This window comes from Stenotrophomonas maltophilia (genome assembly GCF_004920835.1).
GTDB classification, from domain to species: Bacteria; Pseudomonadota; Gammaproteobacteria; order Xanthomonadales; family Xanthomonadaceae; genus Stenotrophomonas; species Stenotrophomonas maltophilia_AQ.
The window spans coordinates 51,304-64,397 of record NZ_QFHO01000018.1; the positions used below are offsets into that span (position 1 = coordinate 51,304).

Below are 13,094 nucleotides of genomic sequence, written 5' to 3' on the forward strand. Positions count from 1 at the left end.
CGTGCACGCCCGCCGGGGTCTGACGTGGAAGGGGTCAGAAGTGCATCTGCGCGCGCAGTTCGAAGATCTCCGGCGTGCTGTGCACGCCACGACGGCTGGCGTCGACCTTCACGTAGTTGGCCTGGAACTTGAAATGGCTGGTCAGGTACCAGTTCGCGCCCAGGGTCAGGTCGTGCTGGCGGCCGCCGAGGATGCTGCCGTCGTCGAGGTCGAGGCGGCTGTAGCGGGCCACCAGTTCCACCGCGCCGTAGTCGTGGGCCGGCTTGATGTTGGCCACCGCACCGGCGTTGTACGGGCGCGATTCGCCGGTCAGCACCCAGCTGGCCATCGCGTACTGGCCGCTGCCGGTGTAGTCGGGCTTGCCGTCATTGCGGGTGACCGTGGCGCGCAGGGCTTCGGCCTGCAGCGAGAATGGGCCGCGGATCCAGATGCCTTCCAGGCCGGTGCGCCGGATCTGGTCGGCGGTGACCAGCGCGCCGGAATCGACGAAGCGGATATCGGTCAGGCCGGCTTCCGGGCGGGCACGCAGGCGTGCGCTGGCTTCGTGGTGGACGTCGCGGCCATCGCTGTAACCACGCGGATTTTCCTGCGAATAGGCCAGGCCCAGGTGGATTACGTCACCAGGTGCCTTCACCGGGGTCCACACCGCACGCACCGCCTGGGTGGTGCCGGGGTTGTCACCCTGCAGGTCCTTGCCGCCATAGGCGCCGGCCTGCAACAGGTACTGCGGGCGTTCCAGCACCCATTCCACGCCGGTACGACGGCCTGCGTAGAAGGCCTGCACGGGCAGCGCGGTTTCCAGGAAGCTGCCGGCGCGCGAGGAGGTATTCGCATCCAGGCCGACCGGGGTCTTCATGTAGCCGAAGCGGAAGCGGCCGATGTCGCGGCCGAAGAAGGCCTTGCTCTCGAAGCGCACGAATACGTCCAGCCAGGTGTCGGCCTGGAAGTCGTAGTAGACCATCGCGTCGTAGACGCCCTTCTTCTTCAGCGTTGCACCGAATTCCTTGCGGCGCACGGCATCGTCATCCTCAAGGCCGCTGCCCGAGGAGAAATCGTTGTAGTCGTAGGCGATGTTGGCGGTGGCCGCCAGCTCGGTGCCGTCGCCGAAGGCGTACTTGGTCGGCCAGTTGTCGAAATCGGCAGCCGAAGCGAAGGCGGGAAGGGCGGCCAGCGACAAGGCCAGCAAGGTGGGAATCGGGCGCATGTTGTGTGCGGCTCTCTCAGATTGCGTGTGGACAGGACAACAACGGCCGCAAGGGCCGGAACTTTCGCAATGACGCGCCCGGCCGTTCAGCTCGGGCCACCGGCCTCCCCGTGATCGGGCGGTGCGGCGCCAGTGTAGGCACCGCTGCCACCTGAACCGGGGGGCTAGTACCAATAGGTTATCTGCGCCGGCGTGCCCGGCGCGTACAAAGGCGTCCATTGGTCGCACCCCCTGCGCGTGCAGCACAGGGCCTGCGAGCAGTTTCCACGGTAACGGTTCCCGTGCAGTGCTGGGGCCGTACGTGCCTGAAAACGCCCCTTCCGGAGTCCGCCATGCACATCCCGACCGCAGCCCCGGCGCCTGCAAAGCCGTTGCCGATCTATCGCCAGCTGTACTTCCAGGTGATCGTGGCGATCGTCCTGGGCGCCATCCTCGGCCACTACGAACCGCTGGTTGGCGAGAAGATGAAGCCGCTCGGCGATGCCTTCATCAATCTGGTGAAGATGATCATCGCGCCGGTGATCTTCCTGACCATCGTCACCGGCATCGCCAGCATGACCCACCTGCGCACGGTGGGCCGCGTATTCGCCAAGGCGATGGCGTACTTCCTGTTCTTCTCCACGCTGGCGCTGATCGTCGGCATGATCGTGGCGCATGTGGTGCAGCCGGGCGCCGGCATGAACATCAACCCGGCCGAGCTCGACCAGACCGCGGTGCACAGCTACGTCGAGAAGTCGCACGACCTGACCCTGGTCGGCTTCCTGATGGACATCATTCCGAAGACGCTGGTGAGCGCCTTCGTCGATGGCAACATCCTGCAGGTGCTGTTCATCGCGGTGCTGTTTGGCATCGCCCTGGCATCGGTGGGCGAGAAAGGCAAGCCGATCCTGAGCTTCCTGGAGGCGCTGGTCGCCCCGGTGTTCAAGCTGGTGCACATCCTGATGAAGGCCGCGCCGATCGGTGCCTTCGGTGCGATTGCCTTCACCATTGGCAAGTACGGCGTCGGTTCGCTGGTCAACCTGGCCTGGCTGGTCGGCTCGTTCTACCTCACCGCGTTCCTGTTCGTAGCGGTGATCCTGGGCGTGGTCTGCCGCCTGTGCGGGTTCTCGGTGTTCAAGCTGGCGCGCTACCTGAAGGCCGAACTGCTGCTGGTGCTGGGCACGTCCTCGTCGGAGTCGGCGCTGCCGTCGCTGATGGAGAAGATGGAACGCGCCGGCTGCAGCAAGTCGGTGGTCGGCCTGGTGGTTCCCACCGGCTACTCGTTCAACCTGGACGGCACCAACATCTACATGACCCTGGCCGCGCTGTTCATCGCCCAGGCCACCAATACCGAACTGACCCTGGGCCACCAGATCGCCCTGCTGCTGGTCGCCATGCTCAGCTCCAAGGGCGCAGCAGGTGTCACCGGTGCCGGCTTCATCACCCTGGCCGCTACGCTGGCGGTGGTGCCGGAAGTGCCGGTGGCCGGCATGGCACTGATCCTCGGCGTGGACCGCTTCATGAGCGAGTGCCGCTCGCTGACCAACTTCATCGGCAACGCCGTGGCCACCGTGGTGGTCTCGCGCTGGGAAGGCGCGCTGGACCGCAACCGCCTGCGGCTGGCGCTGGACGGCCGCGAGAGCGAGCTGCCGCCGCCGATCGACGCGGTGCCCGAGGCACTGCCGGCCAAGGGCTGATCCAGGTGTGTGGTACTGCGGGGCCGATCACGACAGTGGTACGGCCCCGCAGCGTTTCAAGGCGTCCCATGGCTGTCATGGCCAGCGCCGAAGCTGTCCCTTCAGGCCGTCGCATACGCCCCGGAATTGTGCGGTCGCAGCATGACTGCGACAGGGTAGCGACAGGTCCGAGCGCTCCAACGGGGGTATGATCCCCTGTCCCTTCTGCCCATTCATGTAACCCACATCGATGTCCAACGAAGATTTCAAACAGGCCGCCCTCGATTACCACCGGATGTCCCCGCCGGGCAAGATCAAGGTTTCCGCTACCAAGCCCATGCTGACCCAGCGCGACCTGTCGCTGGCGTATTCGCCGGGCGTGGCATATGCCTGTGAAGCGATCAAGGCCGACCCGCAGCAGGCCAGCGAGCTGACCGCGCGCGGCAACCTGGTGGCGGTGATCTCCAACGGCACCGCGGTGCTGGGCCTGGGCAACATCGGCGCACTGGCCGGCAAGCCGGTGATGGAAGGCAAGGGCGTGCTGTTCCAGAAGTTCGCCGGCATCGATGTGTTCGACATCGAAGTGGATGAAACCGACCCGGACAAGCTGGTCGACATCATCGCCTCGCTGGAACCGACCTTCGGCGGCATCAACCTGGAAGACATCAAGGCACCGGAGTGCTTCATCGTCGAGCGCAAGCTGCGCGAGCGCATGAAGATCCCGGTGTTCCATGACGACCAGCACGGCACGGCGATCATCGTCGGTGCGGCGGTGCTCAACGCCATGGCGATCACCGGCAAGAAGATCGAGGAAGTGAAGCTGGCGACCACGGGCATGGGCGCGGCCGGCATTTCCTGTGTGAACATGCTGGTACAGCTGGGCCTGAAGCCGGAAAACATCCTGGCCTTCGACCGCGAGGGCGTGATCCACACCGGCCGTACCGATCTGGACCCGGAAAAGCAGCGTTATGCGCGCGACACCGACAAGCGCACCCTGGCCGAGATCGTCGCCGGTGCGGACATCTTCCTGGGCCTGTCGGCGCCGGGCATCCTGACCGCCGACATGGTCAAGACGATGGCGCCGGATCCGGTGATCTTCGCGCTGGCCAACCCGACCCCGGAAATCATGCCGGAACTGGCGCGCGCGGCGCGCCCGGACGCGATCATCGGTACCGGCCGTTCGGACTACCCGAACCAGGTCAACAACGTGCTGTGCTTCCCGTACCTGTTCCGTGGTGCGCTGGACGTGGGCGCGACCGCGATCAACGAGGAAATGAAGATCGCCTGCGTGCGCGCGATCGCCGCGCTGGCGCGTCGTGCGGCCACCGACATGGGTTCGGCCTATGGCGGCGAGACCCCGAGCTTCGGCCGCGAATACCTGATTCCGCGCCCGTTCGACCGCCGCCTGCTGGTGGAGCTGTCGGCTGCGGTGGCCCAGGCTGCGATGGATTCGGGCGTGGCCGCCCGTCCGATCGCCGACATGGGCGCCTACCGCGACAAGCTGGCCCAGTTCGTCTACCGCACCAGCCTGATGATGAAGCCGGTCTACGACCGCGCACGCAGTGACAAGCAGCGCGTGGTCTACGCCGAAGGCGAAGAGGAGGTGGTGCTGCAGGCGGTGCAGAACGTGGTCGATGACGGCCTGGCGCATCCGATCCTGATCGGTCGCCCGGAAGTGATCGAGTCGCGCATCGAGCGTCTGGGCCTGCGCTTGAAGATCGGCGAGAACATTGAAGTCACCAACATCAATGACGACCCGCGCTTCAACGAGTACTGGCAGTACTACCACGGCCTGACCGGCCGTCGTGGCGTGACCGTGGCCGCGGCGAAGAACCTGATGCGTTCGCGTCCGACCCTGATCGCGGCGGTGATGGTGGCCCGTGGTGAGGCCGACGCGATGCTGACCGGCATCGTCGGCCGTTTCCACAAGAAGCTGGGTTACGTGCGCAGCGTGCTGCCGCTGGAGCCGAAGGTCACCTCGACCTCGGCGATGACTGGCGTGATCAACCAGCAGGGCGTGTTCTTCTTCGTCGATACGCACGTGCAGGAAGACCCGACTGCCGAGCAGCTGTGCGAAGCGACCCTGCAGGCCGCCTACCGCATGAAGCTGTTCGGCGTGGAACCGAAGGTGGCGCTGCTGTCGCACTCCAACTTCGGCAGCCACGACTCGAAGGATGCGCTGAAGATGCGCCAGGTGCGCGAGCTGCTGCTCAAGCGCAACCCGCGTCTGAACGTGGATGGCGAGATGCAGGGCGACACCGCATGGGATGAAGCGCTGCGCCAGAAACTGCTGCCGGGTTCGACCCTGCAGGGCCGTGCCAACCTGTTCGTGTTGCCGAACCTGGAAGCGGCCAACATCGCCTACAACCTGGTGCGCGTGTTCACCGACGGCGTGGCGATCGGCCCGATCCTGATGGGCGTGAACAAGCCGGTGCACATCCTGACCACCAGCGCGACCTCGCGCCGGATCCTGAACATGACCGCGATTGCCGCGGTCGATGCGCAGATCCGCAAGCAGCTCGAAGCGGAAAAGAAGGCGTAAGCCTTCTTTCCGATTCCGGCTGCAGAAGCGCGCCCCCCGGGGCGCGTTTCTGTTTCAGCAAAGCGGAAACGGGTAGTGCCGGCCGCTGGCCGGCAACCCCAATGAAGTCCAGGTACGACGACAGCCGGCCAGCGGCCGGCTCTACCGCCCGCCGGCCTGTGCCACACGCGCTACGCAACCCGGTCATTACCCTGCAACGCCACTACGGTCCAATACGCCCACGTGGCCCGGCCGCGGGAAGGGACCGGACCGGCCTTCCTGCCCTGGGCCCGACCAACTTTCCATTGGCGAGGGTGCCATGCGCAATCGAGTGACGCGTCGTTATTTCCGGCAGCTGTTCGCGCTGTACGCCGGCTTCGTGCAGTCGCGCTGAGGCGTTGGCCGGCCACGATGTAGCGACCACGAGGGTTGTGAGATCGGGTAGCGCCGGGCCATGCCTGGCGAGCGCGCAGCGCGGCGCTCTGCATTCCGCCGGGCATGGCCCGGCGCTATCCGTCAGCGCTTGCCGCGGCGTGTTGGCGGCGGCGGCGCATCCGAGCGCGGCTTGGCGTACTGCGCCCATAGTGCCGGCAACAGCTTGCCGGTCTGCTTCTGCCACAGCGCAGGCGTGTAGCGGCCATCGCGCAGGGCTTTGTCCAGCGCCAGCACCAGGCCCGGATGCTCGGCCTCGGCCCACTTCAGGAAGGCGCCGGTGACCCGGTAGCCGCTGTCGAAGTTTTGCCCCTTTTCGACCTTGCCGGGCAGCGTCCAGCCGGCGGCCGCGTTGTCCATGCCGTAGCGATCACGCGCATAGTCGGCAATGCCTTCCACCAGCCAGCCCGGCACCCGCGCATCACCGTAGCCGGGATAGCCCTGCACGATGTGCATCGCTTCGTGGGTGACCAGGTCAATGTCGTTGGGATGCTGTGCCAGCCAGCCCGGATTGATGGTGATGGTCGCCGCCTGGTCCTTGTCGCCGACGAAGGCGATGCCGGTGTAGGCAGGATCGATCACGATGCGGACCATCGATGGCGCCGCCGGACGGAAGTCCGCGCGCTCACGCAGGTAGGCGAAGTAGAACGTGTCGATCAGGCGCTTGCGCTGCGGCGCGGCCAGGGCGCCACGGGCGTCCTGGTAGTTCAGCGTCACGCCATCGCGGGTCAGCTGCGTATCGAACGCCTGGGTCTGGCCGAAGCTGGAGAAGGACAGGGCAACAAGGGCCAGGGGCAGCAGACGGTAGCGCATAGGGCTCATTGTACGGTGCTGGCTGCCAACAGTTCGATCTCTGCCAGCGGCAGTCGGCCCGGTGCCAGCAGGCGCAGGCGGTACTCGCTGTAGCGGCCAGGCTTGGCGATGCGGAACGGACGGGTCTGGCGGGCGGATTCGAAGTCTTCGCCGCTGCGCTGGTCCAGCACGGCCCAGCTGCCATTGCCGTTGCGTGCCTCCAGCGCCCATTCGCCGCCACGGATGCTGCCGTCGCCACTGGTCAACGTGTACATCGTCGGGGTGCCGTCGGTCAGGCCGGTCAGCGCGATGGTTGCGCCACCGCCCAGGCCCACCGTGGTGGTGGCATCGTCATCAACCAGCGCGGGCAGGGCACGGCCATCGGCCAACGTCGCCTTGGCGCCGCTGCCGAGCAGGTCGTGCAGCAGCTGCGGGCGCTGGCCGCGTGCGGTCAGCGAGCGCGGCACGTCATCCACGCCGCTGCCCCAGCGCGACGGCTGTGGTCCCATCACGAAGTCCAGCGTCGCACCCTTGGCGATCACGTCGTGCGGCACCCAGGTCTTCGTCCACGGCGTGCCGTTGATCTTCAGCGACTGCACATAGACGTTCTCGCGCGAGTTGTTGGCCGCGTTCACGGTCAGCACCGCGCCGCCCTGCAGCTCCACCCGTGCGTGCTGGAATGCAGGCGAGCCGATCACGTACTCCGGCGCGCCCATGCGCAGCGGGTACAGGCCCAGCGAGGCCAGCACATACCATGCCGAAGTCTCGCCGTTGTCCTCGTCTCCCGGATAGCCCTGACCGATCTCGCTGCCGACATACAGCCGCGACAGGATCTCGCGCACATGCTGCTGGGTCTTCCACGGCTGCCCGGCATACAGGTACATCCATGGAATGTGGTGCGCCGGCTGGTTGCTGTGCGCGTACATGCCCATGCGCACGTCGCGCGCTTCGGTCATCTCGTGGATGGTGCCACCGTAGGAGCCGGCCAGTGCCGGATCGGCGGTTTCCGGGGTGGCGAAGAACGCATCGAGCTTGGCGGCCAGCCTGTCGCGGCCACCGTACAGCGCCGCCAGGCCTTCGCCATCGTGCGCGGCGGTGAAGGCGAACGTCCAGCCATTGGATTCGGTGTAATCGTGGCCCCACACCCGCGGGTCGTAGTGCTTGGGGTCCACCCGCCAGCGGCCATCGGCCCTGCGGCCCTGGAAGAAGCCCACGGCCGGGTCGAACATCGTCGCGTAGCTGGCGGCGCGATGACGGAAGTAGTCGGCCTCGGTGCCGTAGCGCTCGCGTGCGACGGGCGTGGTCGCGCGCTTGGCCAGCGTCTCGGCCATGTTGGCGATGCCGAAATCGTTGAGGGCACCTTCCATCGTCCACGACATGCCTTCGTGCACGTCGGCGCTGGCGTAGCCACGGAAGGTCGAGCGCTCCATGCCCTTGCGCCCGACATGACGGTCCGGCGGTACCACCGTCGCGTTCTTCAGCGCGGCGGCGTAGGCCTCGGCCGGGTCAAAGCCACCGATGCCCTTCAGCCATGCATCGGCGAAGGCCACATCGGAGCTGGTGCCGACCATCAGGTCGGCGTAGCCCGGCGACGACCAGCGTGCGATCCAGCCGCCGGCACGGTACTGCTCGATGAAACCCTGCACCAGCTGCCCGGCATCCTCCGGAGTAAACAGCGCATAGGCCGGCCAGGTGGTGCGGAAGGTGTCCCAGAAGCCGTTGTTGACGAACACCTTGCCATCGCGCACGGCGGCAAAGCTGCGGGTCGCGCTGCCGTCGGTATTGTCGTCGCTGGCGCTGGCCTGGTTGGCGTAGCGCCAGTCCGGCGCCGCCGCGCTGCCCACGTTCTCGTGGCCGGAGTTGGGGTACAGGTAGAGCCGGTACAGGCTGGAATACAGCGTGGTCTTCTGGTCGTCGCTGGCATCGCCGATATCGAAGCGGGCCAGGCGTGCGTCCCATGCGTCCTGGGCGCGCCCGGCCACGCTTTCCAGCGTGTCGGTTGTGGCGATTTCCAGCGCGAGGTTGTGCCGCGCCTGTTCCACCGACATCAACGAGGTGGCGATGCGCATGGTCACCCGACGCTCGCTACCGGTGTCGAACGTGATGTAGCCCGTGGGGCGGCCGGTATCGAGACGGCCGCTGCTGCGCCAGGGCTTGTCGAAGCTCGCTACCACGTACATGCGGCTGGCGCCGTTGGACAGGCCGCTGCGTGTATCGGTGTAGCCGGACAGCGTCTGCGTCGCAGCGTCCAGGGTCAGGCCGCCACGTGCATCGACATTGTCGAACAGCAGGTTGGCATTGCCGTCTGCGGGGAAGTCGAAGCGGAACAATGCGGCATGGTCGGTCGGTGCGATCGAGGCCGCGATGCCATTGTCGAAGCGCACGTCGTAGCGGTACGGGCGTGCACTTTCATGAGCGCGGTCGAACGACAGTGCGCGCTTGCGGCGGTCTGCCTCCGGCACACCACGGCTGGCCGAGGGCATCACCTGGAAGGTCTGGCGGTCGCCCATCCACGGGCTGGGCTGGTGGCTCAACGCAAGCGCCTGCAGCTGCGGCCGGTTCTGCGCGTCGTTCTGCTCGTTCCAGCGGTACAGCCAGTTAAGCGCACCGGCATCGGTCACCGGGGTCCAGAAGTTGAACCCGTGCGGCACAGCGGTGGCCGGGAAATTGTTGCCGCGCGAGAATGTGCCGTTGGCCTGGGTGCCACGGGTGGTCAGTACCCAGTCGGAGACGCGCTGCGGTTGCTGGCGTGGCTGCGCGTCGAGGCGCACATCGTCGATCCAGCCGGAGACCGGTGCACCGTCGGCACTGGCTACTTCCAGTTCGATCGCCACCACGCGGCGGCCCTTCAGCGTGGCCACGTCGCCCAGCCGCACCGCCTTGCGCGCCCACTGCTGCGGATACAGCGTCTTCGAATCGCCCTGCGCGCGCGCACCGATGGCCACGCCATGCTGGTCACGCGCGGCGCTGGCGGAAACGCGGCTGCCGTCGTCCAGCAGCAGGTCCAGCGACACATAGGTCGAGGCCACGGTGTCCTTGCCGACGATCTCCGGCAGTACCAGCCACGACAGGGTGGTATCGGCCTCGATGGTCATGTCCGCCTTGAACAGCTCGCGCCGCGCGCTACCGCCTTCGCTGCTGTAGCGCAGTGCATGCAGGCCGCTGTAGCCGGCGTTGCGCTTGGCGGTGTAGGGCGCGGCGGGGCCGTTGCCGATCGTCACCTGCGGCGCACCTGCTGCCTGCACTGGCGCCGGTTCGCCGGGTTCGAAGGAGGTCTGCAGCCCCTGTGCCAGTGCCGGCATCGCAGTGGTCGCACAGGCCAGGGCCAGGGCGAGCGGAAGCAGGGCGCGGCGCGGATCGGACAGGGTCATGCAAGGGTCTCCCGGAGGGGCAGGCGGCAGGCAGAACCCGCATCGGCGGACACCACGGACAGCATCGCTCCGTCCGCCAGGCTGGCAGTGGTAGAGGCGATGCCGGTCCGGTGGGGGCGGGCCATGCGATCGGGTCGGATTGGGCAGGTCGGGTTACGACCTGGCCCGATCCTGCAACAGCCATCGCGGCCTGACAAGTGCCATTTAGTTCGATCCAAATGCGGAAAATATCGCTGTCGGACGATTTCCAGTGCCAACCAGGCGGATCGATCGGCGAAATCCCTGGGGCGGCGCCCTTCGATGCCCAGCGCAAAGACGCATGGAATGACCGCGGCGTGCGCAAAGACCTGTTGCGGCGCAATGTCGGGGCAGCCCGGATGCTAGAATCGCAGGCCTCGCAACCCGTTCATCGACATCCGCCATGAGCCATACCGCCACCGCGCCCGCCAACGCCGAAAAGCGCTACACCGTGCACCGCAGCGATCTTCCGCTGAGCTGCCCGACGCCGGAAATGGCGCTGTGGAACTCGCATCCGCGCGTGTACCTGCCGATTGAAGACGAGCCCAACGGCGAAGCGAAGTGCGCGTACTGCGGCTCCGTGTTCGTGCTGGCCGACTAAGCAGGCCTTCGATCGATGCGCCGATTGACCGTGGTGCAGTTGCTGCCGGCGCTGCACTCCGGCGGTGTCGAGCGCTCGACCCTTGAAATTGCAGCGGCGCTGGTGGCTGCCGGCCATCGCGCGCTGGTGGTGTCCGCTGGCGGTCGCCTGGTACAGCCGTTGCTCGATAGTGGTGCCGAGCACCTCACCCTCGATATCGGCCGCAAGTCGCTGCTGACCCTGCGTCACCTGCCGACCCTGCGTCGCCTGTTCACCGAGGTCGGGGCGGATATCGTGCATGCCCGTTCGCGGCTGCCGGCCTGGCTGGGTCTGTACGCGATCCGTGCGATGCCCGCCGCACAGCGCCCACATTGGGTGACTACCGTGCACGGCCTGAATTCGCCCAGTCGCTACAGCGCGGTGATGACCAGCGGAGAACGCGTGATCTGCGTGTCCAACACCGTGCGCGACTATGTGCAGCGGCACTATCCGACGGTTCCCGAAGCGAGGCTGAAGGTGATTCCGCGCGGCGTCGATGTCGGCCAGTTCCCGCGCGTGGCGCGTGCCGATCGCCGTCCGCGGCTGGCGCTGGCCGCGGATTACCCGTGGCTGGCGCAGGTTGAAGGGCCGCTGCTGCTGCTGCCAGGGCGGGGTACCCGCTTGAAGGGCCACGCCCACGCGCTGCAGCTGCTGGCTGACGTGCGCGCCACCGGTGTGCCGGCACAGCTGTGGATGCTGGGCACTGATGAACCCGGTCGCGAAGCCTACGTTGCTGATCTGCGCATGCAGGCGGTGGCGCTGGGGATCGCCGATGCGGTGCAGATCAGCACGCCGACCGCGCGCATCGCCCAGGCCTATGCCGCCAGCGACCTGGTGCTGCAGCTGTCGGACAAGCCCGAAGCGTTCGGCCGCACCGTGGTCGAGGCGTTGTCGGTCGGTCGCCCGGTACTGGGCTGGGACCATGGCGGCGTCGGCGAACTACTGCGTCAGCTGCAGCCCAGCGGCGCGGTGCCGCTTGGTGATGCGCGCGCACTGGGTGAACGCGCGCTGGCCCTGCTGGCGCAGCCGCCGTCCTTGCCGACCCGCATCCCGTTTACCCTGCAGGCCATGCAGCGCGATACCCTCCGCCTCTATGCCGACCTCGCCGGCTGATCCTGCCGTCATCGTGCGCGACGACCGCGCCGGGCGCTGGGCGCCCTGGTGGGTGCTGGCGTACGTGGCGATGTGGCCGTTGCCGGGCATCGCCGAAACCGTGCTCGGACTTGGCGCGTTGTATGCTGCCGCGCGCATGGTCATGCGTCGGCTGCAGCGCCGCCCGCACCTGTTGAGCACGGCGGCGTGGGCGCTGACCTCGATCCTGTTCCTCGGCTATTGGCTGCCGCAGGCGTTCTCCGCGTTCGATGCCATCGATCCGGCGGCGTCGTGGACCAAGGCCGCCGCCGGCCTGCGCTATCTGCCCTTCATGTGGCTGGTGGCAATTGCTGTGGCCACGCCGGAACGGCGGCGGCTGACCTTCGGCGGGCTGGCGCTGATCACCGCTGCCTGGACGCTGGATGCGCTGGTGCAGGCCGCCGCCGGTACCAGCCCGTGGTTCTGGTCGCTGGAACACCTGAAGCTGGCCGTGAGCGGCCATGCACTGTGCCCGGCCGACGAGGCCGCGCTGGCCGACCGCCTCAGTGGCGCACTGGGTCCGTGCAACCTGAAGTTCGGGCAGGTGCTGGCCAGCCTGTCGCCGTTCCTGCTGCTGCCAGTAGCGCGCCGCTTCGGCAACCTGGGCTGGGTGCTGGCAGCGGTGGCACTGGGCTGCGTGCTGCTGCTGGCCGGCTCGCGCGCGTCATGGATCACTTTCGCGCTGGTGCTGGCCTACAGCGGCGTGCGCCAGTTCGGTTGGAAGCGGTTGGCGGTGCTGGCCCTGGTCGCTGTTCTCGGAGCAGGAGCGCTGGCCGCCAGCGTGCCGCAGCTGCGCGATCGCATGGCACGCACAGCGATGGCCTGGGACGATGGCGGACAAGGCGTTGATGAAGCGCTGTCGGGTCGCGCCCGGATATGGGAAGCCGCTGCATGCATGATCGAGGCGCATCCGGTCAATGGCGTTGGCGCACGTGGCTTCCGCGATGCCTATCCGGACTGCGTGGCTGAGGAGGGCCCTGCGGTGTGGGGCAATGCTCCGGCCTTGCATGCACACCAGATCGTGCTGGAAATCCTTGCTGAAACCGGCGTGCTCGGCCTGCTACTGTGGTTGGCCGCGGTCGCCCAGGCCTGGCGTGCGTGGCGTTTCGCGCCCGCCGCCGCCCGCGAGCGAGCGCGCCCGGCAATGCTGGCGCTGGCGGTCACGGTGTTTCCGCTCAACACCCACCTCGCGTTCTATTCCGCGTTCTGGGGTGGCCTGACGGTGCTGCTGGCCGCATTGTTCGCCGGCAGCCTGCTGGCACGCGAATCGGATGAATCTCCGCCGAGCCAGTAGTTGCCAACCTTGGTTGGCTCCTCGGGACCGGACTCGGTTCATCGGTGTCAACCAAGG

Annotated in this window: 8 protein-coding genes; 5 read left to right on the forward strand and 3 right to left on the reverse strand. The window is 67.2% G+C overall.

Going from position 1 to position 13,094, the window contains the following annotated elements:
* Positions 1 to 34 precede the first annotated feature (34 nt).
* The gene (locus DI041_RS13715; RefSeq protein ID WP_065724721.1) at positions 35 to 1,204 is read right to left on the reverse strand and encodes an OprO/OprP family phosphate-selective porin; all 1,170 of its coding nucleotides are present in this window, start codon (positions 1,202 to 1,204) and stop codon (positions 35 to 37) included.
* Positions 1,205 to 1,536: 332 nt separating this feature from the next.
* On the opposite strand from DI041_RS13715, the gene DI041_RS13720 reads away from it, so the two are divergent.
* Both DI041_RS13720 and DI041_RS13725 read left to right on the forward strand, forming a co-directional pair.
* A complete protein-coding gene (locus DI041_RS13720) occupies positions 1,537 to 2,880 on the forward strand; it encodes a dicarboxylate/amino acid:cation symporter (protein WP_136638947.1) in 1,344 nt (447 codons plus the stop codon).
* Positions 2,881 to 3,109: 229 nt separating this feature from the next.
* A complete protein-coding gene (locus tag DI041_RS13725) occupies positions 3,110 to 5,401 on the forward strand; it encodes an NADP-dependent malic enzyme (protein ID WP_136638946.1) in 2,292 nt (763 codons plus the stop codon).
* Positions 5,402 to 5,896: 495 nt separating this feature from the next.
* Here the strand turns inward: DI041_RS13725 and DI041_RS13730 are convergent, their stop codons facing one another.
* Both DI041_RS13730 and DI041_RS13735 read right to left on the reverse strand, forming a co-directional pair.
* Positions 5,897 to 6,634 (reverse strand): basic secretory protein-like protein, encoded by a 738-nt coding sequence (locus DI041_RS13730; RefSeq protein WP_136638945.1) that lies wholly within the window; start codon positions 6,632 to 6,634, stop codon positions 5,897 to 5,899.
* Positions 6,631 to 9,975 carry a GH92 family glycosyl hydrolase gene (locus tag DI041_RS13735; RefSeq protein WP_136638944.1) on the reverse strand — a complete coding sequence of 1,115 codons (3,345 nt, stop codon included), beginning with the start codon at positions 9,973 to 9,975 and terminating at the stop codon, positions 6,631 to 6,633. Before DI041_RS13735 ends, DI041_RS13730 begins: the two co-directional genes overlap by 4 nt.
* A gap of 421 nt (positions 9,976 to 10,396) precedes the next feature.
* On the opposite strand from DI041_RS13735, the gene DI041_RS13740 reads away from it, so the two are divergent.
* Genes DI041_RS13740 through DI041_RS13750 form a run of 3 tightly spaced genes read left to right on the forward strand, consistent with a single transcriptional unit; the run spans position 10,397 to position 13,037 of the window.
* Positions 10,397 to 10,594, forward strand: a complete 198-nt coding sequence (locus tag DI041_RS13740; protein ID WP_012512052.1) for a zinc-finger domain-containing protein — start codon at positions 10,397 to 10,399, stop codon at positions 10,592 to 10,594.
* Positions 10,595 to 10,609: 15 nt separating this feature from the next.
* Positions 10,610 to 11,725: a glycosyltransferase gene (locus DI041_RS13745; protein WP_136638943.1), complete on the forward strand. Its 1,116-nt coding sequence runs from the start codon at positions 10,610 to 10,612 to the stop codon at positions 11,723 to 11,725.
* Positions 11,706 to 13,037, forward strand: a complete 1,332-nt coding sequence (locus DI041_RS13750; protein WP_046985257.1) for an O-antigen ligase family protein — start codon at positions 11,706 to 11,708, stop codon at positions 13,035 to 13,037. The genes DI041_RS13745 and DI041_RS13750 overlap by 20 nt, the downstream gene beginning before the upstream one ends.
* Positions 13,038 to 13,094: the final 57 nt, after the last annotated feature.

Excerpts from the sequence above, each read along its gene's own strand:
- DI041_RS13750 (WP_046985257.1), top strand. The coding sequence starts at position 11,706 with ATGCCGACCTCGCCGGCTGATCCTGCCGTCATCGTGCGCGACGACCGC.
- DI041_RS13730 (WP_136638945.1), bottom strand. The coding sequence starts at position 6,634 with ATGAGCCCTATGCGCTACCGTCTGCTGCCCCTGGCCCTTGTTGCCCTG.
- DI041_RS13745 (WP_136638943.1), top strand. The coding sequence starts at position 10,610 with ATGCGCCGATTGACCGTGGTGCAGTTGCTGCCGGCGCTGCACTCCGGC.
- DI041_RS13740 (WP_012512052.1), top strand. The coding sequence starts at position 10,397 with ATGAGCCATACCGCCACCGCGCCCGCCAACGCCGAAAAGCGCTACACC.
- DI041_RS13735 (WP_136638944.1), bottom strand. The coding sequence starts at position 9,975 with ATGACCCTGTCCGATCCGCGCCGCGCCCTGCTTCCGCTCGCCCTGGCC.
- DI041_RS13720 (WP_136638947.1), top strand. The coding sequence starts at position 1,537 with ATGCACATCCCGACCGCAGCCCCGGCGCCTGCAAAGCCGTTGCCGATC.
- DI041_RS13725 (WP_136638946.1), top strand. The coding sequence starts at position 3,110 with ATGTCCAACGAAGATTTCAAACAGGCCGCCCTCGATTACCACCGGATG.
- DI041_RS13715 (WP_065724721.1), bottom strand. The coding sequence starts at position 1,204 with ATGCGCCCGATTCCCACCTTGCTGGCCTTGTCGCTGGCCGCCCTTCCC.